Below are 24,905 nucleotides of genomic sequence, written 5' to 3'. Positions count from 1 at the left end.
ACCTCGATCATCTGAGCCCGGATCGAAGGAGTGCGCGCCTGATTCTCGGGATCATCGCGTCGTCGCGCAGGTCGTTCCACGTCCAACGGACGACGCGGAGACCGAGGTCGCGGAGTTCGTCCTCGCGGATCTTCTCGCGGACGACGGCGTCCTCCGGACTCTCGCCCGGAGCAGGTCGCGACAGTATTTCCGCAGACCGTCGAATTCGCCGACGAGCCGGCCCGCCCAGTCGAAGTCGACGACGGCGTACGCGCCGCTGGCCAAGTCGTATCGGACCTGCAGATCCGCGGCGACCAGTCCGGCCTCGATCATCTGAGCCCGACTCCACGACTCTCCGGGGTTGGCCGAGCAGCCGTCGGCCAACCGCAGGGCCGCCCTCAGCTTGGCCGCCCCACAGCGTCGACGACGGTCCACTGCCTCGGTCAGTTCGTCACGGGTCAGCCCGGCTCGGAGCGCGGAGTCGGCGGCAGTGAGCGCCTGGGCGAAGGTGCCTGCCGCACCGATGTCGACGACGGTCCGCGCCGGGGTCGTCACCGCGACACCGTCGACCACGACGACGTCGTCGGCATCGAGACCGCAGTGATAGTGCCTGGTCTTGGCTTTGCGTCCACCTCCGGGCGCGTCGATCGCGAAATGGACGACGCCGCGGCACGGCGTGAGAACCGGTAGATCGAGAACTGCCGCTGCAGACTCGTGACTGAGCACCTGCCCGGAGCCTGAGCTCGCCGCCTCCACACACTTGAGGCGGTACAACGCCTCCGCCACGTCATAGCGAGAAGGGAGCTCGCGGGCACGTACAGACCACGGTCGACTTCGCGGAGCACGCCCGTTCGCAACGCGCACTTGATCTCGTCGTCGGTGCGTCCGATCGCCAGCGCATCCGACCGTCGGACGGCGCCGAATTCGTCTATGGGCCACATACTCTGTAGACGCAGCGGATGTGTGCCCGGTTCCACCACACGCCGCACGCGCACGACGCCCGACCACTCGCGCGACGTCCACGACTTCCCGCTATTGGACATTCCAATAGCGAGAGCTACCGGCCGTCGCGGGAAGTGGTCAGCTCGATGCGGGTGGCGAGACCTGCGCGTCGAGGCTCAGTTCCTCGGCGTCGAGGCGGTCGAGTGCAGCGGTCAGGGCGCTGGAACTGTAAGCCCCGGACTCGCGGAGCTCCAGGAGGCGGCGTCGCTGTTCGACGACGATGAGTCTGCGCACACGCCGCATCTGTTTCGCGGCGTCCATGCGTCTGTCGAGTCGGGTCTCGTCGCCGTCCGCGAGTTCCTCATCCCCGTCGGCGGCCTCGAGTCGCCGAACGGTCTCGATGCTGCGTGCGAGCGTCGGATCGGCCCCACACGCATCGGGCTCTCGCATCACACGTCCGGTCACCGCGGCCAACTCGCGCCCGATCGCGCGACGCTGGCCGGCCTCCTGCGTGGTGTGGTCGGGCAGCCGCATCCACCTTACGAACGCCCCGAGGGTGCCGCCCTGGATCAGCAGCGACCCCACGGCCACGAAGAAGGCCAGCAGCACGAGCATCGAACGGTACGGGGTGTCCGACGGCAGCGTCTGCGCCGCCGCGAGTGTCACCACGCCGCGCATTCCCGCCCACACGACGACGAATCCCTCTCGCGTACCGATCGACTCGGTCCGGTAGTAGGCGATGTCAGCGAGACGACGGTCGATCCGGTTCCGCACCATCCGTGCGCGACGACGATTCAGATGCTCGGAACCCGCTAGATCGCTCTGCAAGCGCGCCAGTTGGTCCTCGCGCGCGATCACCCGCTGCGCGCGACGTTCCGTCCAGTGCACGAGCGGAATCACGAAGACCAGCCGGATCAGCAACAGCAGGACGAAACCGACGGCGGCAGGCCACGCCGCATGCCAGATCGTTTCACCGCTCTCGTGGACGTCGAACACGAGATTCTTGAGTTCCAAACCCATCAGGAGGAAGACGCTGCCCTCCAACAGAAACTCGACCATCCGCCAGTTCTGTACGTCGGACAGGCGGTGCGCGGCCGTCAGGTGCCGGACGGCGCCGCGACCGGCGACGAGCCCGGCCGCGACCGCCGCGACCAGACCGGAGCCTTCGACGAGCTCGGTCGGAACGAACGCGACGTACGGGGTCATGAACGAGACGGCGGTCGCCACAGCGGGGTTGGCGATCTTCGCGCGGACCCGGACGAACACCCAGCCGACGACGCAGCCGACGGCGACGGCCGCGACCACCGTCCACACGAACGAGATCGCGACGCCCCACAACGACACGCTCGACGCCATCGCCGCGATCGCCGCACGCAGCAGCACCAGGGCGCTCGCGTCGTTGAAGAGACTCTCGCCGCTGAGCACCGTGATCAGACGATTGGGAGCGCCGACGCGCTTGACCGTCGTCGTCGCGACAGCGTCGGTCGGGCTGAGAATCGCGCCGATCGCCACCCCCGTCGCATAGTCGGCCTCCGGGAGGATCAGCATGAAGACCACGCCCAAGCCGAGCGCACTCACGATGACGAGCACGACGGACAGTCCGCTGATCGCCCGGAAATCGCGTTTGAACTCCATCGACGGCATCGCGACCGCCGCAGCGTACAGCAGCGGCGGGAGGACGCCCATCAGGATGATCTCGGGGTTGAGCGAGATCCGCGGCACCTCGGGGAAATAGCTGACGGCGACGCCGAACATCACGAGCAGCAGCGGGGCTGCGATGCGAAGACGAGGCGCGAGCAGATTCGCACCCGCGATCGCGAGCACACACAGGACGACGATGAGGACCACTTCCACCGTGCCATTGTCCAGTATCGCCCCGTCTCGTGCCTATCTGTGGTCGAGGTTCGGGGCGTGACTCGTCGGCCATGGACCATTGTGTCATCGCCCATTGACAAGATCAATGATTGATGTCACGGTTGTCTTAACGAGCTTCACTCGGCTGTCTGGACTGGCCGAGACCAGCAGAGGAGATGTGAGATGACTTCGACGCAACCGCACCCGACCACCACCTACCGGCCGCCCGCGAAGCAGGACGACAAGCTCGACTACGAGCAGGTCCTCGACGACCTGTCGGCAGCCTCCGTCCATCGGAATTTCGATCCGTATATCGACATCGCTTGGGACTCGCCGGAGATGGCCGTCGTTCCCGACGATCCCCGCTGGATCCTGTCGTACACCGTCGACCCGATCGGTCGTCACCCCTGGTACCAGTCGCTGCCCGAGTCCGAGCAGATCCGCCTCGGCATGTGGCGTCAGGCGAACGTCGCGAAGGTCGGCCTGCAGTTCGAGTCGATCCTCATCCGCGGACTCCTCCAGTACTCGGACCGTCTTCCCAACGGAGACAAGCGGTTCCGTTACACCACGCACGAGGCCAAGGAAGAGTGCAATCACACTCTGATGTTCCAGGAGCTCGTGAACCGCATCGGGATGAAGACGCCGGGCATGCGCCGTCCGCTCCGCGTGACCTCGCCGATCATCCCGCTGTTCTCCACCCTCCTGCCGACAGTCTTCTACTTCGGCGTGCTCGCGGGCGAAGAACCGATCGACCACATCCAGAAGGACTTTCTGCGCGGCAAGGACGGTCTCCACCCGGCGATGTCGGCGGTCATGGAACTGCATGTCGCCGAAGAGGCCAGGCATATCTCGTTCGCCCACAATCACCTGCGCACGACGATCCCGAAGAAGAGTCGACTCACCAAGTTCGTCCTGTCGATCGTGATGCCGATCGTCATGCGCGTCCTGTGCAACGCGATCGTCGTCCCGCCTGCCGAGTTCCGCAAGGAGTTCAATGTTCCGCGCGAGGTAATGGACGACATCTTCTGGGGATCCGACCAGTCGAAGGTCTTCCTGTCCGGCGTGTTCGGCGACGTCCGGATGCTCGCCGACCAGTGCGGTCTGATGAACCCGGCGTCGCGTCGGGTCTGGCGCGCTCTCGGCATCGACGGACGCAACTCGCGGTTCCGCAGCGAACCCGCGTACACCGCGAGCTGACACCGGTGCCCCACGTCATCACACAGGCGTGTTGCGGCGACGCCTCGTGCGTCTACGCATGCCCGGTGAACTGCATTCATCCCACCCCGGACGAGCCGGGCTTCGGCATCTCCGAAATGCTCTACATCGACCCGGAGACGTGCGTCGACTGCGGCGCGTGCGTGTCCGCGTGCCCGGTCGGCGCCATCGTCCCCGGGCACCGGCTCCCCGAAGCCGCGGAACGGTTCGCCGACGTCAACGCTGCCCACTACGGTCACGCGCAGGACGACGTCGCCCGATTCCCCGTGGCGCACGACAAGCGACTGCCGCTCGCGCCGATCGCCAAGCCGCGAGCGGTCCGCGGCGGTCCAGACGTCCTCGACATCGCAATCGTCGGGTCGGGCCCGTCCGCCATGTACGCCGCCGACGAACTACTCAAGCAACCGCGGGTGCGCGTCACCGTATACGAGCGCCTCGACGCCCCGTTCGGCCTGTCGCGTTTCGGCGTCGCCCCCGACCACACGTCGACGCGTTCGGTGATGAACCTGTTCGACGACGTCGCACGCCACGAGAACATCACCATCCTGCTGAACACCGAGGTCGGCCGCGACATCTCGCTCGACGACCTCCGTTCCCGCCACCACGCCGTTCTGTGGGCGGGCGGAGCCCCGACCGACAAGCCGCTGCCGATACCCGGCGCCGGGCTGCCGGGAGTGCAGAGCGCCACGTCGTTGGTCGGCTGGTACAACGGTCACCCCGACTTCGCCGATGCAGGCCCGGATCTCTCCTGCGAGCGAGTGGTGGTGATCGGCAACGGGAACGTCGCCCTCGACGTCGCTCGTATCCTCACTGCGGACGTCGACGAACTCGCGAAGACCGACATCTCCCGCGACGCGCTCGCCGCGCTGCGCGCGTCGGCCGTGCGCGAGGTGGTGGTGGCCGGCCGTCGCGGTCCGGCGCACGCGGCGTTCACCCTGCCTGAGTTGATCGGCCTCGCCGACGGACACGCGCGAGTCCAGGTCCGTCCCGAGGACCTCGGCGGGATCTCGGCGGACGACGTCGACGACTCGACTGTCGCAGCTAAGGTCGCTCTCCTGCAGGAGATCTCACAGCGTCCGGTGCCTGCCGAACCGTTCATCCGGTTGACGTTCGGTCGGACTCCGGTCGAGGTTGTCGGCGACCAACAGGCGGCCGGTGTGCGGTTCGTCCGCACCGGCACCGACGTCGAGGAGACCATCGACGCCGGCCTGGTCCTACCTGCCATCGGCTACCGCGGCGTCCCGGTCGCCGGACTGCCGTTCGACGAGGCGACCGGGACCATCGCGAACGTCGCGGGCCGCGTCATGGACGGCGACACACCGGTACCGGGCATGTACGTGACCGGTTGGATCAAACGCGGACCGTCCGGATTCATCGGCACCAACAAGACCGACTCCGGTGAGACCGTCGCCAACCTGCTCGCCGACGTCGAAGCCGGGGCGCTCTCCACCGTCGGCTGACGAGCACACTCTGACGACCCCGCGCGAGCCTGTGGAATTCCGCAGAACCGCGCGGGGTCGGTCGGCGTCTAAGGAGTAGAGGCCGGTCGAGGCGACGGCCCGCTGCAGCGGACGGGGGCACCATGGCCGACTTCGGGATCACACCGACACAGATCGCACAGATCGTGGCCGACTGGCGGGAACTGGGCGACGAGATCGTCCGGACTCGACTGCCCGATCCCCCGACGACCGCGACGTCGCGTACCGTGGCCGCCGCAGCGATCGCGAGCACGAAGGCGGCTGCCGTGTCGAGTGCCGACGGACTGCGGCTCGTCGCACTCGCGGACGCGCTCGACAGATTCAATGGACTCTCCCAGGAATCCGACAGTGCATCCGCAGCCGCTATCGGCGACGTGACTCGGGACAACGTCCGATGACCGGCGTCGACGACGTCCTCGCCTGGGATCTCGCCGGTCTCCCGACGGTCGCCGCACGTCTCGGCACCCTCACCGAGCGGCTCACCGATGCGAGTCGTGCGGCGGTGACGAGCGCCGACTCGGATCAGGCGTGGCGCGGCGCGACACATGACGCCGCGACGCAGCGGGTGCGGGTGGTCGCCGCGTCGATGCGCCGCTCGGCCCGGGCCGCGTCGACCGCTACCGACTTCATCCGCGGAAGCACCGCGATCCTCGAGAACGCCCAATCGACCCTGCGGAGCCGGGTCGCCGCCGCACGCAGCGAAGGCTTCACCGTGCTGGACGACGGAGCCGTCACCCATCCCGAACCCGAGCGACGCGCGGACGCCCTGTACCTCACCGGAGCCGTCCGACAGCTACTGCAGACGGCCGACGACCTGGACCGTGCGTTCGCCGGACCGATCTACGAGGCCGCCGTTCGCCTCGACGGATCCGGCGACCAGGTCGGGCTGCCGAACGGCTCGATCGGCTCCCCGGAGAAGGCCGTCGACGCTCTCGCGACGATCGCGCCCACCCGGCGGCGCTCCTACTGGGAGTCCCTGTCGAGAAGCGAACAGGACAAGCTCATTCAGACCGCCCCCGACGTCGTCGGCAACCTCGACGGCCTGCCATTCGACGACCGGATCACCGCCAACCGCGTCACGATGCTCGACCGCCTCGAGTCCGTTGAATCCGAGTCCGGAGCCGACAGCGACGAAGCCCGACTCCTCCGGTCGATGCTCGACGACGAGCGGACGTTCCTCGCCTACGATCCCGAGACCGGACAGTTCGCCGAGCTGGTCGGCGAGATCACCCCGGACTCTCCCGGAGTGGCGATCTTCGTTCCGGGCACCGGCACCGGAGCCGACGACGTCGACGACCTGCACACGCGCGCCGCCGCCCTGCACGAGAAGACCGGAGCTCCGATCATCGTGTGGGCCGACGGCACGTTTCCACAGACGATCCTGTCCAACCCACTCCAGAACTCGTACAAGTCGATGGCGGTCGACTCCCGGCTCGCCAGCCAGAACGCACCGCGCCTCACCTCATTCGCGGCCGCCCTCGACGACGAGCTCGCGACCGCAGGACCGGGCGTGCAGACGACCGTCATCGGACACTCCTACGGTGGCACCATCGTCGGCACCGCCGAGCAGCTCGGCATGCGGGCCGACCGCGTCGTCTACGCATCCGCCGCAGGTACGGGCACCCTGCCGGGCGTCCCCTGGAACAACCCGGACCCCGACGTCGCCCGCTACTCCCTCACCCCGCCCGGCCTTTTTTTCAATCCCGCGCCGGACCGCGGCGATGGTACTCACGGCGGCGATCCGGACGACGCCGACGGCGTCGTCCGGATCGACAGCGGATACCTGTCGCCCGACGAACACGGCCACCGGCAGCTGTTGGCGGGGCCCGACTCGCACTCGGCGTACCTCGACGATCCGGGATCGGATGCGTTCACGGCGATCGCGGACGTCATCCTCGGCGACGAGCCGGCACACTACGTGGACCGCAGTCCCGACATGCATCAGATCGACGACGCGACGAAGGAGATCGAACGCGACGCATCAGCCGTCGCTCGCATCAGCGGCGATCTGGTCCTAGACACGATCACTGGACCGACCAGACGGCTGCTGTCGCTCTTCGACTGACATCGGTCGGCGACGCGTTCGAATCCTCTCCGGCGCAACGCTGTCGGGGGCAATCGGCACAATGGGTGTCATGTCCCACTTCTCCGATCGTAGTGTCGTCGCCGCCGCACTGGCCGCGATGACCGTCGGCGGCGTTCTGCTGGCCGGCTGCGCCACCCCCGACTCCGACCAGACCGATGTCGCATGGTCGTCCGTCACCTCAGACGAGCACAGTGCCGTCGAGCGGACCTCCGCTCCGACCTCCTCGCCGACGACGAGCACGTCGCCCGAATCCCCGGAGTCCGCAGACGCGCTCGCTGTCCTCGACACGATTCCAGTGAAGGGCCGCGCACCGAAGACCGGATACGACCGCGCTCTGTTCGGCCAGGCGTGGAGCGACGACGTCGACGTCGACGGCGGCCACAACGGCTGCGACACCCGCAACGACATCCTTCGCCGCGATCTCACAGCCCTCTCCGTCAAACCACACACGCACGACTGCGTGATCCTGACCGGTGTGCTCGACGATCCGTACACCGGGAAGTCCATCGCATTCACGCGCGGCCAGCAGACGTCGACCGCGGTGCAGATCGACCATGTGGTCGCACTGTCGGACGCCTGGCAGAAGGGCGCGCAGCAACTGACCACCGAGGAACGCGAGTCGCTCGCGAACGACCCGCTCAACCTGCAAGCCGTCGACGGGCCGACCAATAACCAGAAACGCGACGGCGACGCCGCGACCTGGCTGCCGCCGAACAAGTCGTACCGCTGCACGTACGTCTCGCGCCAGATCGACGTGAAGGCCCGCTACCGACTCTGGGTGACTCGGGCCGAGAAGGACGCGATGACACGCGTCCTCGGCTCGTGCGACAGCAGTAGCACTACGCAGAGCAGACCGCAGACTGCGGAGACCACCGCCGGTACAACTGTTCCACCGGCCGCGCGGACCACTCCCGCGCGCCCCGAGACTCCGGCGCCCGGGGGCGCAGCCGTCTACAAGAGCTGTTCGGCCGCGCGTGCCGCCGGCGCCGCGCCATTGCATCGCGGCCAACCTGGATACAGCTCGAAACTCGACGGCGACGACGACGGTGTGGCCTGCGAGTAGCGGCATGCACCCTCGCCTCGCACTAACCCTCGACTCCCGATCGAGACTCGCGGTGGCTCGCAAAGGTTACCGCCGGATGGCATCAGGTGAACAGCGGATTTCCGGCTATTTCACAGCAATCTCGCAACTGATTCGCCGTCGCGCATAGCGTGAGGTCACCGTGGCCGACCAATAGCAGGCCCTGGCCGGAAGTGACCGCCCACACCTCGTCGTGAGCTTTGTGAAGTACGCGGACGACGACTGAAGTTAGCCGACCCTTGTGTAACGATTTGAGCGCATCAAGCGATGCGATTCATCCCAACGAGAGGTCAATCATGTTCCCCGCACTCACCCAGTTCTTCAACGACTTCACCGTCTTCGGCGGCGACCTGCTGTCGATCGCCTTCAGCTTCGGCGGATAGTCCGAGTCGCGGTGGGCGCCCGGGTCGCATGGGACGCGACCCGGGCACCACAGCCACTCTACGTCGCTGTTATAGTGGACAACGGTTCACCTCGGTGACACCCGGGGCTATGGCGCAGTTGGTAGCGCGACTCGTTCGCATCGAGTAGGTCGGGAGTTCGATTCTCCCTAGCTCCACAGAACACAGTCCAGGTCAGCGGATATCTCCGCTGACCTGGACTTTTCTCATTCTCCGCCTAGCCTTCGGCGACATCCGTGCTGTCGATGTTCTACGATCCACCCAGGCATTCGGAGAGAAGAGCATTCGCCATGAAGTCGTCAGCCGCGAGAGTGACCTGGATACTCGCGGTGATCGCCGTGATCCTTCTCGTCGCTGTCGCGGTCGTGGTGGCGCTCATCTTCAACGATCGACACAGCTTCAACGATGAGACGACTGACCCGACGACGAGCCTGGTGACGGCCACCGACACCCCGCCGCCGCAGACCACGACACAGTCGGCGGCGATCGTCCCCAGCGACCCGACCGTCCCTAGTGCCCCGGCCGTGACGACTGAGGAAGTCGTGCCCGAACCCACCGCCTCGAATCCGATTTCAGGCGGCCCGTGCCTGGCGTCTGAGGCGCGCACGTTCGCGACGTCCGCGGACGGTCAGGACCTCGTCTGCAACTACCTGGGCGCCGACGGCGGATACGTCTGGGTCGGCCATGCCGAGAACGACGGCACTGTGCACTCGATCGGAGATCCGTGTGGCTCGTCGGTCGACCGTGTGGCCCAGAACCCGTCCGGCAAAGCGATCATGTGCGACGGCGACACATGGGTCGCCGGCCCCTGAACGACGAATGAGAGACAAAAAAGAACCGCCCCGCACTCTTTCGAGTGCGGGGCGGATCCTAAGTCTGTGTCAGACCGCGGTGACGTTCATCGCCTGCGGGCCCTTGGGGCCCTGCTCGGTTTCGAACTCGACGCGCTGGTTCTCCTCCAGGTTGCGGAATCCGCTACCCGAGATCGAGGAGTAGTGGACGAAAACGTCCGCACTACCGGAGTCGGGAGCGATAAAGCCGAAGCCCTTTTCGCCGTTGAACCACTTGACGGTTCCTTGTGCCATGCTGTGTTACTGCTTTCTTCAGAGATCGCGGGGACAAAATCTGTCCTCCGCATCACTACTATCCCATGAATCTCGCAGCAATGCGAGTCGATGGCCGAATATTTTGTCCTGCACCATCAAACGCGGTGCGTCGAACCTGGTGAGACGGCTTTTCGGTCACCTATTCCCGGTCACCGTGCCGGGGCGGGCCTCGACCCACTTCTTGGCTTGGCCGACCGCGCGGTGCAGCGCGATGCGTTCGCCGATGTACGTGAGCGGGCCGCCGAGGAACGGGATCCACGTTCCCCAGCTAATGACGCGCGGCATCTCCGGTCGCGAGTCCAACGACTTCGACAACTCGTACAGGGTGGTGCCGATCCGCCACGTCCGCTCGACGACGCCGCCCTCGTCCGCGTCGGCGGCGCCGTCCGACGGCGCCTCGTCGTCGACACCGGCGACGAGTTCGGACACGTCACGGCCGAAGAGGATCTCAGCGAGCATGGTGACGCCGACCGCCTTGGAGGTGACCCCGTACTCGCGGGTGACGGCCCGCAGGATGAGCGCGTGGTCGGCGTAGGCGAGCCAATTGCTCAACGGCAACGCCCGCGACCAGACGCCGAACACTCCGGGGAACGCCACCCCTGCGGTCGCGACCGAGCCGATCCGGCTGACCCACCAGTCGACGCGATCGTCGACGCTCAGTTCGCCCCACGATTCAGTTCCCGGCCAGCGTGCCGAATCGAGCGCCCACGCCGCGGCGCTGGCCGCGCCGCAGTCCTCGTCGTCGCGTTGTTTGAGGCTCAACGGGTCGGCGAGAAGGTGCAGGACGCCGTCGACCGCGTCGACCGTTCCATTCAAGACGTCGATCAATTGAGTGTCAGCGAGAGCCATGCCGTCAGAATACGGGGTCAGTCGTCCTCTGCGCGGTCTCGCTCGTCCGCCGTAGCGTTACGTGCTGCCGCGATCTCCAGCGCGTTCCGCGCCGTCGCCTCGTCCGGGTAAGGACCCATCCGGTCGAAGACGCTCGCACCCTTGCCGCGCGTCACTTCGCCGGTCGAGATCTTGTAGTACCACTCGTCTGATTCGCTCATGGCTACACAGTTCCAGATCAGACGGCTGTGCGGTGCTCGGTATCGTCGAACTCCGTGTCGTATCCGCGCGCCGCGCCGAAGTCGTACGTCGGCAGATGGTCAAACGCCGGGTCCTCGTCGTCGATCTCCAAGACGATCGCGCCGCCCGGTCGACGCAGACGCGCAGGCGGAGCCACGTACAGCGGCTCGGCCTGCTCACGTTCGATCCGTGCCTGCTCAGCCTGACGTCGGCGCTGGCGCGCCATCCGCTGCGCGTGCCGCGCGTGCTCGGCGCGCACCGCCCGCCGCAGGAACACCAGGTACGCGGCGAAGACGACCACCATCGCGGCCGCCAGGACGTACCCGAGCGGCTGGACGAAGAAAGCGGACACGACGGCGACGAGCGTCAGCAACGTCAGACCTGCCAAGACCCGGCGACGCTCGCGGTACGCCGCTTCCTCACGCTCCTGGACGTGCCCGGGCGCCAACCCGCCGCGGCCGCGCAGCTCACGCGGCTTCGGCTGCGGCGCCGACGGCTCCTCATCGGCCTCGTCAACGTCTGTCTCATCGGTGACAGTGTCGTCATCGTCGTCTTCGTCGTCTTCGGCCTCGTCGAGGATCTCGAACTCGCTGTCGGCCTCGTACTCGTCCTCGAGGTCGTCATCCTCGTATTCGTCGTAGAGGTCCTCGTCTGCGTCGTCCTGGAGGTCACCGTCTGCGTCGTCCTGGAGGTCACCGTCTGCATCCGAGTCATCCGTCCCGAGCGGATCCACTCGGGACGCCTGCGCCTCGTCGAGATCGACGACTTCGACGTCCACGATGTCCAAGACGTCGGTGACCTCGACCGCGCTCTCGACGTCGGCACGCAGGACTGTGGACGACTCACTCGGCTCATCGTCCTCGACGATCTCCGCCTCGATCTCGACAGCCTCGTCGTCGATCGGCTCGGCCTCGACCTTCGCGGCCTCGATCTTCGTCACCTGGACCGTAGGCGCATCCGCGGTGACTTCGTCAGCATCGACTGTCTCGTCTTCGTCGACCGACTCGTCTGAGGACTCAGCCTCGGCAGCTTCGGTCGCCCGGCGCTCGGCCGCTCGTTTCGCCGCTGCGGCCGCCCGCTCGGCCCGCGCGACGCTAGCGGCACGACGGGACGCCGCACTGCGACTGCCGCCGCGATGGACGACGCGGGTCTGCGCGGCAGCCTTGGACGATGTGCGCGCGGCCGGTCGCCCGCGCAGCACCATCGGCACCAGAACGAACAGCCAGACCACGATGAGGAACACCCAGAGCACTGAATTAGGCATGTCGGGTGCCTCCCTTCTCCGAGTCGAGTGACGAGTCTCCAACCAACACCCTAGGGAGGCACAGGCTTTGGTTCGGTCAGGCGCGCCGCACAGACATCGAACTCACAGGTCGCCGCGAAGTCAGGGCGCCGTCGCGCGTCCCGCACGCACCAATGCGTCGACCACGCTGCCGTCGACCTCTTCCACCGTGAGACCGAACAGCAGGTGATCCCGCCACCGCGAGTTGACGTCCATATAGCGTTTGAGTAGACCCTCGTCCCGGAACCCGACACGACGAAGCACCGCCTGCGACGCTCCGTTCGCCGGCTGGACCGTCGCCTCCAATCGGTGCAGTCCCACCGGGCCGAAGCAGTGGTCGACAGCGAGTGCCGCCGATGCTGCGGCGACGCCCTGACCGGTGTGGTCTTTGTCCACCCAGTAACCGATCCACGCGCTGCACACCGCGCCGCGCTGAATGTTGCCGATCGTCAACTGCCCGACGTACTCCCCGTCGAGTTCGATCACGAACGGCAACATCACACCGTGCTTGGCCTCGCGTCTGAGGACCGAGTGCAACGGCCGCCACATCGACCGATGATGTCGACGGTCCCATTGCCCGACCCCCGTCGGCTCCCACGGCAGCAGTTCGTTCTGATTGCGGATCCGCAGCCGACTCCACGTGGCTCCGTCACGCATTCGCACCGGCCGCAACGTCACTGCCCCGGCAGGCACGCGGACGGGCCCCAGCGTCGCAGGCCATCCCGGAGACGTCGACGAGTCGACGAGCCATCCGAACACAGACTCAGCCGCGCTCGGCGAGGAATGCGACTTCGACGCGGTCGCCGGTCTGCACGTCCTCGACGTCCTCGGGCACCACGATCAGGCAGTTCGCTTCGGCGAGTTCGGCCAGGAGATGCGATGCTCCGGACTCGGACTCGCCGATCACCTGCACGAGGTAGTCGCCGGACCGCTCATCGCGCATCAACTGGCCGCGCAGGTAGCCGCGCCTGCCTTCGACGGACGCGATCGGACCGATCGAGCGTGCCGTCACCGTGCGGCGCATCGGCTGACGTTTGCCGAGCGCGATCCGGATGAGCGGACGCACCATCACTTCGAACGTGACGAGCGCACTGACCGGGTTCGCAGGCAGCAGGAACGTCGGAATCTCGTCGCGGCCGAGCCGACCGAAGCCCTGCACCGAACCCGGGTGCATACCGACCCGTCCCACCTCGAGTTCGCCGAGGTCGGCGACCGCCTCGGTGATCATGCGGGATGCGACGCCGCCGACGGCTCCGCAGATCACCACGATCTCCGACCGGATCAGTTGTGCTTCGACTACTTCTCGGAGTCGATCGGCGTCGCGTTCGGCGATTCCGACCCGATGGACCTCAGCTCCGGCGTCGCGCGCGGCAGCGGCCAGCGCGTAGGTGTTGACGTCGAAGACCTGGCCGGGGCCCGGATCTCGGTCGATGTCGACGAGCTCACTGCCGACCGCGATCACTGCGACGCGCGGACGCGGATGGACGAGCACTCGTGCACGTCCGACGGCCGCGAGCAATCCGACCTGCGCGGAGCCGATCACGGTGCCCGTGCGGACCGCGACGTCGCCCGGCTGGACGTCGTCGCCGGTACGGCGAACGTAGTCGCCGCTCTCCACGTCGTGCCCGATCATCACGCGGTCTCCGCCGCCGTCTGTCCACCGGTGCGGGACCACTGCGTCGGCGAGCGTGGGGAGCGGAGCCCCCGTCTCGACGCGGACGGCCTGTCCGGGCTGCAGACGCGTCGGCGTCCGTGACCCCGGGGTCACCTCGCCGACGACGGGCAGATGCACGACGAGTCGGTCGGTGTCAGCGAGGACGGAGACGTCCACTGGCTGGTCGGCGAGCGCCGACGTGTCGTCCGGAGCCTGCCCTCCGGCGAGCGTGACGTCGACGGCGCGCACGGCGTATCCGTCGACCGCCGCCTGGTCGAATCCGGGCAAAGGGTCAGTCGTGACGACTTCTTCCGCGCACAGCAGGCCCTGCGCCTCGGAGATCGCGACCTGGATCGGTCGGGGGGCCACCACTGACGCAGTCACGAGGCTCAGATGATCCTCGACCGATCGCATCGTCTCTCCTACTCGTGGGCTCAAGTTCCTGAAGGATAATGGTCCGTCCCGCTCACGTCGGGCAGGCGCGCGGGAATCGGTCAGGAGACGCCTAGTCGCTCGACCAGCCAGCGCCGCAGTTCCGGACCGTAGTCGTCTCGGTCGAGCGCGAAGTCGACGGCCGCTTTCAGGTACCCGCCCGGATTTCCGAGATCGTGTCGTGTGCCGGAGTGCACGACGACGTGCACCGGCTCCCCCTTCTCGATGAGCAGTGCGATCGCGTCAGTGATCTGCAGTTCCCCACCTGCCCCCGGTTCGATCTCACGCAGCGCGTCGAAGATCTTGCGGTCCAGGATGTAGCGGCCTGCCGCAGCGAGATTCGACGGCGCGAGATGCGCGGGCGGCTTCTCGACCATGCCGCGTACCCGTTTCACGTCGGGCTGAGCCGGGTCGACGTCGACAACGTCGAACACGCCGTACGCGCTGATCGTGTCATCGGGGACCTCGATCGCGCAGAGGACGCTTCCCCCGAATCGCGCGCGAGCGGCGGCCATGGCGTCGAGCGTTCCACCGGGCAGGACGAGATCGTCGGGAAGGAGGACCGCGACCGCGTCCTCGTCGTCGGCGAGCTCGCCTTCGACGCACCCGATCGCATGTCCCAGGCCGAGCGGCTTGTCCTGAACGACCGAGGCGACTTGGAGGAGCGACGGCGCGTTGCGGACCTTCGCCAGCATCGCCTCTTTTCCGCGCGACGCGAGAGTGTGCTCGAGGACGAGGTCTTCGACGAAGTGCGCGACGACACCGTCCTTACCGGGCGAGGTGACGATGAGCAGCCGCTCGGCGCCCGCCGACTTCGCCTCTTCGGCCACCAGCTCGATCCCGGGAGTGTCGACGACCGGTAGAAGCTCTTTGGGGACCGTCTTGGTCGCGGGCAGGAAACGGGTTCCCAGACCTGCCGCCGGCACCACCGCGGTACGCGGGATGCAAGGGAAGGCTCCTGCCTCGGATCTGGTCGAGTGCTCAGACATGTCCGTCAGTCTACGGTCGGATTCTGGCAGGATCGTCAGCACTCGCTTCGCACCGCCTGAAAGGAACCTCCATGGCCTCCGAGACGCCGTCCTCCCGGTCGAAGCACGATCTCCGTCGAGACGTCCTCGCCGCACGGGCATCGATGTCACCGTTCGTGCTGGCACAGGTCAATGCCGAACTCGCCGAATGGCTGTACCGGCTTCCGGTGGACGTCGGCGACGGCGACGTGGTCGCGGCGTACGCCGCCGCCGGTTCCGAGCCCGGCAGTATCGCGATGCTCGACGTCCTCGTCGACCGCGGACTGACGGTGCTGCTGCCGATCGTCCCGGAAGGCGATCCGGCGCGCCTGCAGTGGAGTGAGTACCGCGGTGAGATCCAGCTGGAGCCGCGCAGGTGGGGGCTCTTGGAACCGATCGGACAACGACTGGACCCGGACGTCGTCCATCAGGCGAAGCTGGTGCTGGTGCCTGCTCTGGCCGCAGATCGCAGCGGCGCGCGTCTCGGCCGCGGCGCAGGCTATTACGACCGGACTCTCGCGCCGATCGACGTCCCCGTCGCCGCCGTGGTGCACGACGCCGAGTTCGTGGACTCGGGCGTCCCGCAAGGCGACGACGACGTACCCGTCGATTGGGTGCTCACACCGGGCGACGGGTTCACGGCTGTCGGCCGCTGAGCGCGACCCCGCTCAGGCGCTGGCCGCGCTCGACGAACTCGAGTCCGACGACGAGCTGCTGCTCGAGGAACCCGACGAGGAGGAGTCAGAACTCGAGGAGGACGACTCCGACGACGACTTGGCCGGCACAGAACCGTTCGATCGTGAGTCCGTGCGGTAGAAGCCGCTGCCCTTGAACACCACGCCGACCGAGTTGAAGAGCTTGCGGAGCTTGCCGCCGCACTCGGGGCACACGGTCAGGGAATCGTCCGTGAACGACTGCACGATGTCGAACTTGTTGTCGCACACGGTGCACGCATAGCTGTAGGTGGGCACTGCAAACCTCCGGTAGTCAGATGCTCCATTGTAAACGTCGATTGGCACTCAGTCATTCCGAGTGCCAACAGGCGGTCCTTCCGAGCGTCAGATCACCCTAGTGTCCTGGTCAGGGACGCCGTCTCTGTTCTCATCCGACGATCGGACTCGGCGTGCGTTCCTGCGGAGCATCAGCGCGCCGAGCACCGCCGCGGCAAGGGAGCCGGCCAAGATGCCGATCTTCGCCGCGGGCTCGTGATCGGGCGACAGCCCGGCGCCGGGCGCAAACGAGAGTTCGGCGATCAACAACGCAACTGTGAAGCCGATCCCGGTCAGGAGACCGATAGGGAGCAGATCCCGGATCCCGATCGCGTCGGGCAGACGCAAAGGGGTCAACCGCGTCACGATCCACACCGTGACCATCACGCCGACGACTTTTCCCACCACCAGAGCGAAGAAGACGCCGACGCTGACCGGCTGCACGATGTGCCCCGTGCCGACGACGGTGACTCCAGCGGACGCGAACGCGAACAGTGGAAGACACAGCACAGTCGAATACGGCGTGATCCGCTCGGCGAACCGTTCGGTCCGCGGTTCGTTCTCCCCCGCCCGTGCGATCGCCGGAACTGTGAATCCGAGCAGCACGCCCGCCACCGTCGCGTGGACGCCGGACGCGTGGACGAAGCCCCATGCGAGGACCGCGAGCGGCAGGAGAATCCACCACAGCCGGCGACGCGCCCGGACGGCGACGCCGAACACGACGACACAGGCAAGGCCCGCTCCGAGCATCACGCCGTCGATGCTGTCGGTGTAGACCGTCGCGATGACGATGATGCCGAGGAGATCGTCGACGACGGCCAACGTCATGAGGAAGACGCGGAGCGCGACTGGGAGTCCTCGTCCGAACACTGCGAGGACGCCGAGCGCGAACGCGATGTCGGTAGCGGTCGGCGTCGCCCACCCCCGCAGCGCCTCCGGCTCGAGACTGCCGACGATCGCCACGTAGACGAGGGCGGGCACCGCCATTCCGCCGACGGCGGCCGCAATCGGCACGCCCGCGCTCCGTGGATTGCGGAGGTCGCCCGCCACGAACTCCTGCTTGAGCTCGACGCCGACGACGAAGAAGAAGACAGCGAGGAGTCCATCGGCGGCCCAGTGCGCCAGGGACAGGTCCAGACCGAGGGACGCAGGCCCCACGACGACGGACAACAGGTCGTGGTAGGCGTCTCGCCACGGCGAATTCGCCCAGCCGAGCGCTAAGACCGCGGCGATCATCAGCAGCACGCCCCCGGTGGTGTCCGCGTGAATCCACGCACGCACGCGATGCATCAGCGACTGTGTCTGCGAGTCCGATTCGTCCACACCGACCAGTGTTCCAGACGGCATATCTGTGGAGAACCCCCGCCTCGGGCCATCGTTATACACATTCTCCGATACAGGGTAATAATGACGCCATTCGCCGCCGTAAATTCCGGTCATGAAACGTGACGCAACGCGGGACTTGAATCCGACGATTCTCGATCGGATTCGACGAATCTACACTCCTGGCTGGTTTCGATCTGTGTTGATACGCCGGATACTCGCTATCGCATTGATCGTTTCCGCAGTGATATCGACCGTGGCTCAACAACACGGTCCGCCGTCGGCGACGGCTCTCGTCGCCGTCCGCGATCTACGTCCGGGCGACGTCCTCGTCGCCGGCGACGTCCGCGCCACCGCGGTGCCAGACAACCTCGCGCCACCTGATCAGATCACCGTGAACGACATCGTCGGACGCCATGTCACCGGCCTCGTTCAGGACGGAGAAATCATTGGCCGCCACCGACTTCTCGATTCCCGACTGCCTGCAGTCCTCACCGGACAGTCCGATGCCCGGCTGGTCCCGGTACGCCCTGCCGACGACGCTCTCGCCGCTTTCGTCCGCACGGGCGACCTCGTCGATCTCCTGACACAGGACGCGCAGGTATTGGCCCGCAATGCCGTTGTCGCGGTGACTCCGGACGCCGATCGAGCACCGCCGACGGAATCCGGAACTGTCCTCGTCGCTATGGAAGAGAGCGACGCACATCGGGTCGCGGCAGCCGGATTACGTGATCCGATCACATTCGTCTTGCATTGAAAAGTTTAGGAAACTCGCCGATTGTTGCCGAGAAATCCTTTCACCGGTCCATTAGACTCAGGCTCGTCACGGCACCGAAACGAAGGAGAGCCGCGTGCTCAAAGGATTCAAGGACTTCCTCATGCGGGGGAACGTCGTCGAATTGGCCACTGCGGTCATCATCGGCGCAGCGTTCACCGCAGTCGTCACCGCATTCACCGATAAGATCGTCGCCCCGCTGATCGCGGCTATCCCCGTCAACACCGATTTCGCAGGGTTCGGTTTCTCGATCACCAAGACCGATTCAGGTCAGGCGGACCCGGCCACCTTCCTGGACTTCGGCGCCGTCATCACTGCACTGATCAACTTCGTGATCGTCGCCGCGGTAGTCTACTTCCTGATCATCGTCCCGTACAACAAGCTGACCGAGCTTCGGACGCTCGAAGAGGAAGCAGAAGACGACAGCGAAATCTCGCTGCTCGTCGAGATCCGCGATCTGCTCGATCCCGGCGCCAAGGAGCGCAAGGCCGCCGACGCAGAGAAGAAGGCACTCGCCGACGCTGAGGCAGTGCGGTCCGCCGAGTCCCGCTTCGACCCGCCGCACACCGGCCCGCAGGCTCCGGCAGAGAACTACCCGTCGGGTGGCGCAACGCAGCAGATGGGCGTCCCCCCGCAGGCCCAGCAGCAGGCTCCTGCACAAGGTCAGCAGTACCCGGCGGGCCCGCCGAGCGGCGGCTTCCCGACGCCGAACCCGGCACCGGGCGAGTACCCGCCCCCCGGCAACCTGCCCCCAGGCCAGTACGCGCCCGGTCAGTACCCGCCGCCCGCACCGGGCCAGTACCCGCCCGCCGGCGGCCAGTACCCGCAGGATCCGGGATTCGGAGCCGAGGGACCGCGACACTCGCGCTGACTCGTCTCCTCACGCTGAGGATGGAAGGCCCCGTTCACGTGCCGGAACGGGGCCTTCTCCCTATCCTGGGCCGTGTAAGGTTTACCTCACTACGTTCGCCGCACTTCAGGAGTCTCACCGATGACGACCGCCTCACTGGCTCACACCGCGCCGCAGGACACGTTGTCCGCCGCGATGAAGAAGGGGTCGGCAGTCGAGCACGACCAGGCCGAGGGGTCGTCGTTCATGGCGGCACTGCTCGGCGGCCGGATGGACGCAGACGGCTACATCGCATATCTGCAGCGGCTGCGAGTCGTGTACGCCGCGCTCGAATCGACCGCGGCCACACTCACCGACGATCCGATCGCGGCGCCGGTCATCGACCCTGCACTGGACCGGTTGGCCGCCATCGACGCCGACCTCGCTCATTGGGCGCCCGCCGGCCTCCCCACGTTCTCCTCGCCCGCTGCGACCGCCTACGCCGACCGGATCACCGGGACCGCGTCATGGAGCGGAGCATTCGTCGCGCACCACTACACCCGGTACCTCGGTGATCTGTCCGGCGGACAGGCGATCGGCCGCATCCTCGATCGGACCTTCGACCTCGACGGCGGCGGGATCGCCTTCTACGCGTTCGACGAGGTCGGCAAGGTGAAGCCGTACAAGGATCGATACCGCGACCGACTCGACGCCATCGGTGAAGCGATGAGCGAGGCAGACCGAGACCGTCTCGTCGACGAGGTCCGGTTCGCGTTCACCTGCAATCAGGCACTGTTCGCCGAACTCAGCGAACTGCATCCGGGTCGCTGAACGGCTCCTACTCGTAGTGGGGCGGACGGTTCTGGTCGTACCAGTCGCGTCCGCGCCCACTGCCGGTGTTCTCCCCCGGTTCGACGATCTGCTCGGGCAGATCGTCACCGAACACCGCGTCGAGCCTGCGCTTGCGCGCCCAGTCCGATGTCCGGGCGGAATCAGATGTCCCGGGGTCAGATGTCCCGGGGTCAGATGTCACTGAGGTGACCGATCACGTGGTGTGCCAACGGGATCAGCGTCGCCATGCCGTCGCGAACGGCGGCCCGCGAATCGGCGATGTTCACGACGACCGTCTGACCGGAGATCCCGGCGACACCGCGGGAAATGCCTCCGTCGGTGGCTCCTGCCGACAGGCCGGAACTGCGGATGGCCTCCTCGATGCCCTGTAGACGACGGTCCAGCAGCGGTTCGGTGGCCTCCGGAGCCACATCACGCGCGGCGACACCGACGCCGCCGACCGACACCACGAGGTCCACTCCGCCGATCACAGCGGTGTTCAACGCGTTGCGGATCTCGATCTCGTCGCCGGGCACCGACACCGTGGCGTCGACGTGGAATCCGGCCTCTTCGAGGAGTTCACCGACGAGCGGACCGAGCGAGCTCGGAGCCTCGCCGAGGGCCGCACGATCGTCGACGACCACCACCAGCGATCGGACGATCTCGTCCACGGGGGTCGTCGGAACGTCCGGCGAGTTCAGGCGAGCTGCGGCGTCGGCGGCCCGTTCGTCCGGGTCCACGGGGGCGTTAGTCATCGTCGGCCTCTCTGCAGTCGTTGTCTGTAGTCATCGTAGGCTGGCACCGCCAGGCTGTCGTCACACGATTCGACTCATCGCGGACCGCATCACATCGTGCCGAGTGTGACGTCGGCGGTCTTGCTCTGGTTGCTCACCGTGTAGGTCACCTTCACCGTATCGCCGGGGGCGTGCGAGCGGATAGCGGCGACCAACGCATCGGCTGCCGCGATCTTGCGATCGTTGACTCCGGTGATGAGCGCACCGTCCGGGATTCCGGCCTTGGCGGCCGGTCCGTTGCGGACGACGCTCGCGACGAGGGCTCCCGGCTTCTCCAGATCGGAGTTCGGTCGCACCGAGACGCCCAGGTTGGCCTGAGTCGCCTTGCCGGTCTCCCGAAGCTCCTTCGCCACGCGCATCGCCTGGTCGATGGGAATCGAGAATCCGAGTCCGATGCTGCCCGACTCGCCTTCGGCTCCGGTCGTCGCGATCGCGGTGTTGATACCGATCAGCGCACCGCTCGAATTGATCAGGGCGCCACCGGAGTTGCCCGGGTTGATCGCGGCGTCGGTTTGAATGGCGTCGATCACCGACTCCGTCGAACCGTCGGCACCCGACGTCGACACCGGTCGGTTGAGGGCGGAGATGATTCCGGTGGTGACCGTGCCCTCCAGTCCGAGCGGGGAGCCGATCGCGATCACGTTCTGGCCGACACTCAGGTTGTTCGACGCCCCGATGGTGATCGGTTTCAGCCCCGTCTTGTCCGCCTTGATGACGGCGATGTCGGACACCGGGTCGGTGCCGAGGACCTTCGCGGCTGCACGACTGCCGTCGTTGAAACTGACCAGGACCCGTTCGGCGTCCTGAACGACGTGGTTGTTGGTGAGGATCACGCCGTCGCTCGCGAGGATGACGCCCGACCCGGAGCCGACCTGGCGGCCCGAGGCGACAGTGATCGACACGACGGACGGCAGGACCCGGTTGGCGACGTCCTGCACCGATCCGGGAGCCGCTGCAGGCTGCGCGGTCTCGGTGGGGCCGGCCGCGACCGATGCACTGGTCGACGACCCGTTGTCGCGGTCGGCGACGAGGACTCCGACGCCGCCGCCGACACCGCCGGCGAGCACCGCGACGACGACAGCGCCCAGGAGGAGTTTCTTGCCGTTGCCGCCACGTTTGCCTTCGTCCGAGGGAGCGGGCCCCAGCGGACCGGTCGGACCGAACTGGCCGCTCTGCCCGTCGACGGGAGGCTGGCCGAACGGTGCGCCGTACGGGCTGGTCGGTGCCTGACTGGGTTGATTGGCCTGACTGGGTTGATTGGGCTGATTGGGTTGATTGGCCTGATTGGTCGGCGGGATGGCAGCGAAGCCGCCGGTGCCGGGGCCGGGCACCGGCTGACCGTATTGGTCGAACTGCTGCGGAACCTGTGCATCGGCTGGCCAGCCGTGCGGTGCGTACGGGTTGCCGTACGGATTCGGCGAGGCAGGGCGCTGCCCTCCGAAATCGTCGTTGCCCTGCGGGGTGTCGCGGTATGCGCCGTCATTCATGAAAACGAGCGTATTGCACGTACCTGTGAAGTTGGTCAAAGCGTGCTGGGAATACGCTCCCTGAATGCTGCAGGGCGGGGAATTCTGCAGAGCGGGGCGTGCTGGACGGCGGGTGCACCGGACTCAGCGCCGGACGACCACCGGGTCGGCTTCGGAGTGGGTCGGCGCCCCGGGGATCTGCATCCGGATCAGAGCGCCGCCCTCGTCGGATCCTTCGGCCCACACCGACCCGCCGAGGCGGGTCAGCACCTGCCGGACGATCGCCAAGCCCAGCCCCGAGCCGGGCATCGACCGGGTGGCGTCTGCTCGGTAGAAACGTTCGAAGACCAGAGCGCGGTCCTCCACCGGGATGCCCGGGCCCGCGTCCGCCACCGTCAACTCCGCCGTCGCCGGGCCCGTCTGGGCGAGCCGCACGCGGACGACGCGTCCCGGCGGACTCCACTTGGCAGCGTTGTCGAGGACGTTCAACACGGCCCGCGAGATGCCGTGCTCTTCGCCGAACACGAACCACGGACTGGTCTGCACGTCGAAGTCGATGTCCGCACGGCGTCGTCGGACCCGTTCGAGCGCGTCCTGGAGCACAGACTCGAGCGAGACCTCCTCGTGGACGGTGTCGAGGGCGTCCTCACGCGCCAGGTCGACGAGGTCGCCGACGAGCGTCGAGAGCTCTTCAATCTGGGCGACCACGTCCGACCTCAACTCCACCATGTCGGCTGCCGGGATCTGCGGCGCTCCGGGCTCAGACGATGCGATAAGCAGTTCGAGGTTGGTCCGCAGCGAGGTCAGCGGCGTCTTCAGTTCGTGGCCTGCGTCGGCGACGAGCCGAGCCTGTTGATCGCGCGATTCGGCGAGGGCTCGCAGCATCGTGTTGAAGCTCGCGGTGAGACGCGCGAGCTCGTCCTGGCCCGTCACCGGGATCGGGGTGAGGTCTTGGGTGCGCGCGACACGCTCCACCGCGCCGGTGAGGCGACCGACCGGCCGCAGTCCGCCGCGCGCGACGGCGGTACCCGCGAGGAGCGCGAACGCGACGCCGACACCGCCCGCGATGAACAGCACCGAAGCCAGACGCTTGAGGATCGCGTCGGTGCCCTCCATCGACTGCGCCATCAGCAGAGTGCTGCCGTCGGACAGCTTGCGGGCGAGGATCCGATGGTTGTTCGTCGTCCGCAGACTCTGGTTCAGTTTGCCCTGCGGGTTCACCGACTCCATGATGTCTCGCTCGGTGTCGCCGTACGGGACGTCGCCGACCATGTACACGTGGCCGTCCGGTTCGACGAGTCCGATGGAGATCGACGTCGAGAACACGGTTCCCGCGAGGAGCGCTTCTGGACCGCTGGACAGGCGACCGAGTTTCGACAGCGCGGTCATGCCGTCGGCACGCGCCACCAGTTGCGAGTCGACGTCGTCGTACAGCGACCGCTGGACGACGAAGAACGACGCTCCGGCCATCAACATCGCGGACAGCAGCACGACGGCGGCGGCCAGAAGCGCGACGCGAGTGCGGAGCGACACTGACCGGGTCAGCGCGATCGGTGCGCGCATCGGACGCCTGCCGCCGGGCTCACGGCGCAGAACTTGCATGTACGCCTCAGGCGTTCTCGCGCAGCACGTAGCCGACGCCACGCACGGTGTGGATCAGACGGGGTTCGTCGTCCGCCTCGGTCTTGCGGCGCAGGTAACCGATGTACACCTCGAGCGCGTTGCCCGACGTCGGGAAGTCGTACCCCCACACCTCTTCGAGGATCCGGCTACGGGTCAGGACACGCTTCGGATTCGCCATGAGCATCTCCATCAGCGCGAACTCGGTCCGCGTCAGGCTGATCTGGCGCTCGCCGCGGGTGACTTCACGGGTCACCGGGTCGAGGGTGAGGTCGGAGAACGAGACGGCCTCAGACCCCTCTTCTTCCTCACGTGCGGTGCGTCGCAGCAGCGACCGCAGACGCGCCAACAGTTCCTCGAGGGCGAACGGCTTCGGCAGGTAGTCGTCCGCACCAGCATCGAGTCCGCTGACGCGCTCGGACACCGAGTCGCGGGCCGTCAGGACGAGGATCGGGAGGTCGTCGCCCGCCGAGCGCAGCCTGCGGCACACCTCGAGCCCGTCCAGCCTCGGCATCATCACATCGAGCACGAGCAGGTCGGGCCGGTCGGCGATCACCTTCTCGAGGGCTTCGAGACCGTCACCCGCCGTGTCGACCGTGTATCCGTTGAATGTCAGGGACCGACGAAGGGACTCGCGAACGGCCCGGTCGTCGTCGACCACAAGAATGCGCATGCCTACAGTTTTACTGACTG

Annotated in this window: 27 protein-coding genes and 1 tRNA gene; 12 read left to right on the top strand and 16 right to left on the bottom strand. The window is 66.9% G+C overall.

Annotated features, from left to right (window positions below; translation table 11 throughout):
• Window positions 1-51 precede the first annotated feature (51 nt).
• A complete protein-coding gene (locus tag L5G32_RS08475; RefSeq protein WP_237010587.1) occupies window positions 52-705 on the bottom strand; it encodes a type IV toxin-antitoxin system AbiEi family antitoxin in 654 nt (217 codons plus the stop codon).
• Window positions 706-1,059: 354 nt separating this feature from the next.
• Window positions 1,060-2,775 (bottom strand): cation:proton antiporter, encoded by a 1,716-nt coding sequence (locus L5G32_RS08470; protein ID WP_237010586.1) that lies wholly within the window; start codon window positions 2,773-2,775, stop codon window positions 1,060-1,062.
• Window positions 2,776-2,958: 183 nt separating this feature from the next.
• Between L5G32_RS08470 and L5G32_RS08465 the strand changes: the two genes are divergently transcribed.
• The 8 genes from L5G32_RS08465 (at window position 2,959) to L5G32_RS08435 (ending at window position 9,848) form a co-directional block, all read left to right on the top strand.
• A complete protein-coding gene (locus tag L5G32_RS08465) occupies window positions 2,959-3,972 on the top strand; it encodes an AurF N-oxygenase family protein (protein ID WP_237010585.1) in 1,014 nt (337 codons plus the stop codon).
• A 5-nt stretch (window positions 3,973-3,977) separates the two neighbouring features.
• The gene (locus tag L5G32_RS08460; RefSeq protein ID WP_237010584.1) at window positions 3,978-5,450 is read left to right on the top strand and encodes an FAD-dependent oxidoreductase; all 1,473 of its coding nucleotides are present in this window, start codon (window positions 3,978-3,980) and stop codon (window positions 5,448-5,450) included.
• Window positions 5,451-5,572: 122 nt separating this feature from the next.
• A complete protein-coding gene (locus L5G32_RS08455; protein WP_237010583.1) occupies window positions 5,573-5,866 on the top strand; it encodes a hypothetical protein in 294 nt (97 codons plus the stop codon).
• On the top strand, window positions 5,863-7,533 hold the full coding sequence (locus L5G32_RS08450) for an alpha/beta hydrolase (RefSeq protein WP_237010582.1): 1,671 nt from the start codon (window positions 5,863-5,865) through the stop codon (window positions 7,531-7,533). Before L5G32_RS08455 ends, L5G32_RS08450 begins: the two co-directional genes overlap by 4 nt.
• A 70-nt stretch (window positions 7,534-7,603) precedes the next feature.
• Window positions 7,604-8,617, top strand: coding sequence for a GmrSD restriction endonuclease domain-containing protein (locus tag L5G32_RS08445; protein WP_237010581.1), 1,014 nt, complete (start codon window positions 7,604-7,606; stop codon window positions 8,615-8,617).
• A 269-nt stretch (window positions 8,618-8,886) separates the two neighbouring features.
• Window positions 8,887-9,018: a hypothetical protein gene (locus L5G32_RS19210; protein ID WP_265738792.1), complete on the top strand. Its 132-nt coding sequence runs from the start codon at window positions 8,887-8,889 to the stop codon at window positions 9,016-9,018.
• Between the two features lie 103 nt (window positions 9,019-9,121).
• Window positions 9,122-9,194: transfer RNA gene (locus L5G32_RS08440), tRNA-Ala, on the top strand.
• Window positions 9,195-9,326: 132 nt separating this feature from the next.
• The gene (locus tag L5G32_RS08435; protein WP_237010580.1) at window positions 9,327-9,848 is read left to right on the top strand and encodes a hypothetical protein; all 522 of its coding nucleotides are present in this window, start codon (window positions 9,327-9,329) and stop codon (window positions 9,846-9,848) included.
• Between the two features lie 69 nt (window positions 9,849-9,917).
• Here the strand turns inward: L5G32_RS08435 and L5G32_RS08430 are convergent, their stop codons facing one another.
• From L5G32_RS08430 to L5G32_RS08400, 7 genes are all read right to left on the bottom strand, one after another.
• Window positions 9,918-10,121: a cold-shock protein gene (locus L5G32_RS08430; RefSeq protein WP_237010579.1), complete on the bottom strand. Its 204-nt coding sequence runs from the start codon at window positions 10,119-10,121 to the stop codon at window positions 9,918-9,920.
• A 156-nt stretch (window positions 10,122-10,277) separates the two neighbouring features.
• A complete protein-coding gene (locus L5G32_RS08425; RefSeq protein WP_237010578.1) occupies window positions 10,278-10,991 on the bottom strand; it encodes a hypothetical protein in 714 nt (237 codons plus the stop codon).
• Between the two features lie 17 nt (window positions 10,992-11,008).
• Entirely contained in the window at window positions 11,009-11,191 is a 183-nt protein-coding gene (locus L5G32_RS08420) for a hypothetical protein (protein WP_237010577.1), read from the bottom strand.
• A gap of 17 nt (window positions 11,192-11,208) precedes the next feature.
• Window positions 11,209-12,474: a divisome protein SepX/GlpR gene (gene sepX / locus L5G32_RS08415; protein ID WP_237010576.1), complete on the bottom strand. Its 1,266-nt coding sequence runs from the start codon at window positions 12,472-12,474 to the stop codon at window positions 11,209-11,211.
• A 120-nt stretch (window positions 12,475-12,594) separates the two neighbouring features.
• Window positions 12,595-13,251, bottom strand: coding sequence for a GNAT family N-acetyltransferase (locus L5G32_RS08410; protein ID WP_237010575.1), 657 nt, complete (start codon window positions 13,249-13,251; stop codon window positions 12,595-12,597).
• 4 nt (window positions 13,252-13,255) lie between these two features.
• A complete protein-coding gene (glp, locus tag L5G32_RS08405; RefSeq protein WP_237010574.1) occupies window positions 13,256-14,560 on the bottom strand; it encodes a molybdotransferase-like divisome protein Glp in 1,305 nt (434 codons plus the stop codon).
• Between the two features lie 80 nt (window positions 14,561-14,640).
• Window positions 14,641-15,567: a UTP--glucose-1-phosphate uridylyltransferase gene (locus tag L5G32_RS08400; RefSeq protein WP_237010573.1), complete on the bottom strand. Its 927-nt coding sequence runs from the start codon at window positions 15,565-15,567 to the stop codon at window positions 14,641-14,643.
• A 71-nt stretch (window positions 15,568-15,638) separates the two neighbouring features.
• Between L5G32_RS08400 and L5G32_RS08395 the strand changes: the two genes are divergently transcribed.
• A complete protein-coding gene (locus L5G32_RS08395) occupies window positions 15,639-16,241 on the top strand; it encodes a 5-formyltetrahydrofolate cyclo-ligase (protein ID WP_237010572.1) in 603 nt (200 codons plus the stop codon).
• A 12-nt stretch (window positions 16,242-16,253) separates the two neighbouring features.
• On the opposite strand, the gene L5G32_RS08390 is transcribed toward L5G32_RS08395, so the two are convergent.
• Entirely contained in the window at window positions 16,254-16,556 is a 303-nt protein-coding gene (locus tag L5G32_RS08390) for an FmdB family zinc ribbon protein (RefSeq protein ID WP_237010571.1), read from the bottom strand.
• 87 nt (window positions 16,557-16,643) lie between these two features.
• The gene (gene nhaA / locus L5G32_RS08385) at window positions 16,644-17,864 is read right to left on the bottom strand and encodes a Na+/H+ antiporter NhaA (RefSeq protein ID WP_237010634.1); all 1,221 of its coding nucleotides are present in this window, start codon (window positions 17,862-17,864) and stop codon (window positions 16,644-16,646) included.
• Window positions 17,865-18,141: 277 nt separating this feature from the next.
• Here nhaA and L5G32_RS08380 point away from each other — a divergent pair, with 277 nt between their 5' ends.
• The 3 genes from L5G32_RS08380 to L5G32_RS08370 all read left to right on the top strand — a co-directional run bounded on the left by L5G32_RS08380 (window position 18,142) and on the right by L5G32_RS08370 (window position 20,332).
• Complete coding sequence (locus tag L5G32_RS08380; RefSeq protein WP_237010570.1) at window positions 18,142-18,654, top strand: SAF domain-containing protein; 513 nt, start codon at window positions 18,142-18,144, stop codon at window positions 18,652-18,654.
• 94 nt (window positions 18,655-18,748) lie between these two features.
• Entirely contained in the window at window positions 18,749-19,543 is a 795-nt protein-coding gene (gene mscL, locus L5G32_RS08375) for a large conductance mechanosensitive channel protein MscL (protein ID WP_237010569.1), read from the top strand.
• A gap of 120 nt (window positions 19,544-19,663) precedes the next feature.
• The gene (locus L5G32_RS08370) at window positions 19,664-20,332 is read left to right on the top strand and encodes a biliverdin-producing heme oxygenase (protein WP_237010568.1); all 669 of its coding nucleotides are present in this window, start codon (window positions 19,664-19,666) and stop codon (window positions 20,330-20,332) included.
• A gap of 7 nt (window positions 20,333-20,339) precedes the next feature.
• On the opposite strand, the gene L5G32_RS08365 is transcribed toward L5G32_RS08370, so the two are convergent.
• The 5 genes from L5G32_RS08365 to L5G32_RS08345 all read right to left on the bottom strand — a co-directional run bounded on the left by L5G32_RS08365 (window position 20,340) and on the right by L5G32_RS08345 (window position 24,885).
• Complete coding sequence (locus L5G32_RS08365) at window positions 20,340-20,534, bottom strand: hypothetical protein (protein ID WP_237010567.1); 195 nt, start codon at window positions 20,532-20,534, stop codon at window positions 20,340-20,342.
• On the bottom strand, window positions 20,524-21,087 hold the full coding sequence (locus tag L5G32_RS08360) for a MogA/MoaB family molybdenum cofactor biosynthesis protein (RefSeq protein ID WP_237010566.1): 564 nt from the start codon (window positions 21,085-21,087) through the stop codon (window positions 20,524-20,526). The genes L5G32_RS08365 and L5G32_RS08360 overlap by 11 nt, the downstream gene beginning before the upstream one ends.
• 89 nt (window positions 21,088-21,176) lie before the next feature.
• Window positions 21,177-22,613, bottom strand: a complete 1,437-nt coding sequence (locus L5G32_RS08355; protein WP_237010565.1) for a S1C family serine protease — start codon at window positions 22,611-22,613, stop codon at window positions 21,177-21,179.
• A 123-nt stretch (window positions 22,614-22,736) separates the two neighbouring features.
• Window positions 22,737-24,155 carry a HAMP domain-containing sensor histidine kinase gene (locus L5G32_RS08350; RefSeq protein ID WP_372491663.1) on the bottom strand — a complete coding sequence of 473 codons (1,419 nt, stop codon included), beginning with the start codon at window positions 24,153-24,155 and terminating at the stop codon, window positions 22,737-22,739.
• Between the two features lie 46 nt (window positions 24,156-24,201).
• Entirely contained in the window at window positions 24,202-24,885 is a 684-nt protein-coding gene (locus L5G32_RS08345) for a response regulator transcription factor (protein WP_237010563.1), read from the bottom strand.
• Window positions 24,886-24,905 lie beyond the last annotated feature (20 nt).

Origin of the sequence: Gordonia zhenghanii, from assembly GCF_021738965.1 — a bacterium.
GTDB classification, from domain to species: Bacteria; Actinomycetota; Actinomycetes; order Mycobacteriales; family Mycobacteriaceae; genus Gordonia; species Gordonia zhenghanii.
This window is presented reverse-complemented; position numbering and strand designations above follow the sequence as displayed.

Bases quoted from the DNA above. Each gene is read 5' to 3' on its own strand.
- L5G32_RS08465 (WP_237010585.1), top strand. From the start codon at position 2,959: ATGACTTCGACGCAACCGCACCCGACCACCACCTACCGGCCGCCCGCG.
- L5G32_RS08455 (WP_237010583.1), top strand. From the start codon at position 5,573: ATGGCCGACTTCGGGATCACACCGACACAGATCGCACAGATCGTGGCC.
- L5G32_RS08450 (WP_237010582.1), top strand. From the start codon at position 5,863: ATGACCGGCGTCGACGACGTCCTCGCCTGGGATCTCGCCGGTCTCCCG.
- L5G32_RS08445 (WP_237010581.1), top strand. From the start codon at position 7,604: ATGTCCCACTTCTCCGATCGTAGTGTCGTCGCCGCCGCACTGGCCGCG.
- L5G32_RS08435 (WP_237010580.1), top strand. From the start codon at position 9,327: ATGAAGTCGTCAGCCGCGAGAGTGACCTGGATACTCGCGGTGATCGCC.
- L5G32_RS08430 (WP_237010579.1), bottom strand. From the start codon at position 10,121: ATGGCACAAGGAACCGTCAAGTGGTTCAACGGCGAAAAGGGCTTCGGC.
- L5G32_RS08425 (WP_237010578.1), bottom strand. From the start codon at position 10,991: ATGGCTCTCGCTGACACTCAATTGATCGACGTCTTGAATGGAACGGTC.
- L5G32_RS08420 (WP_237010577.1), bottom strand. From the start codon at position 11,191: ATGAGCGAATCAGACGAGTGGTACTACAAGATCTCGACCGGCGAAGTG.
- sepX (WP_237010576.1), bottom strand. From the start codon at position 12,474: ATGCCTAATTCAGTGCTCTGGGTGTTCCTCATCGTGGTCTGGCTGTTC.
- glp (WP_237010574.1), bottom strand. From the start codon at position 14,560: ATGCGATCGGTCGAGGATCATCTGAGCCTCGTGACTGCGTCAGTGGTG.
- L5G32_RS08400 (WP_237010573.1), bottom strand. From the start codon at position 15,567: ATGTCTGAGCACTCGACCAGATCCGAGGCAGGAGCCTTCCCTTGCATC.
- L5G32_RS08395 (WP_237010572.1), top strand. From the start codon at position 15,639: ATGGCCTCCGAGACGCCGTCCTCCCGGTCGAAGCACGATCTCCGTCGA.
- nhaA (WP_237010634.1), bottom strand. From the start codon at position 17,864: ATGCATCGCGTGCGTGCGTGGATTCACGCGGACACCACCGGGGGCGTG.
- L5G32_RS08370 (WP_237010568.1), top strand. From the start codon at position 19,664: ATGACGACCGCCTCACTGGCTCACACCGCGCCGCAGGACACGTTGTCC.
- L5G32_RS08360 (WP_237010566.1), bottom strand. From the start codon at position 21,087: ATGACTAACGCCCCCGTGGACCCGGACGAACGGGCCGCCGACGCCGCA.
- L5G32_RS08355 (WP_237010565.1), bottom strand. From the start codon at position 22,613: ATGAATGACGGCGCATACCGCGACACCCCGCAGGGCAACGACGATTTC.
- L5G32_RS08350 (WP_372491663.1), bottom strand. From the start codon at position 24,155: ATGCGCGCACCGATCGCGCTGACCCGGTCAGTGTCGCTCCGCACTCGC.
- L5G32_RS08345 (WP_237010563.1), bottom strand. From the start codon at position 24,885: ATGCGCATTCTTGTGGTCGACGACGACCGGGCCGTTCGCGAGTCCCTT.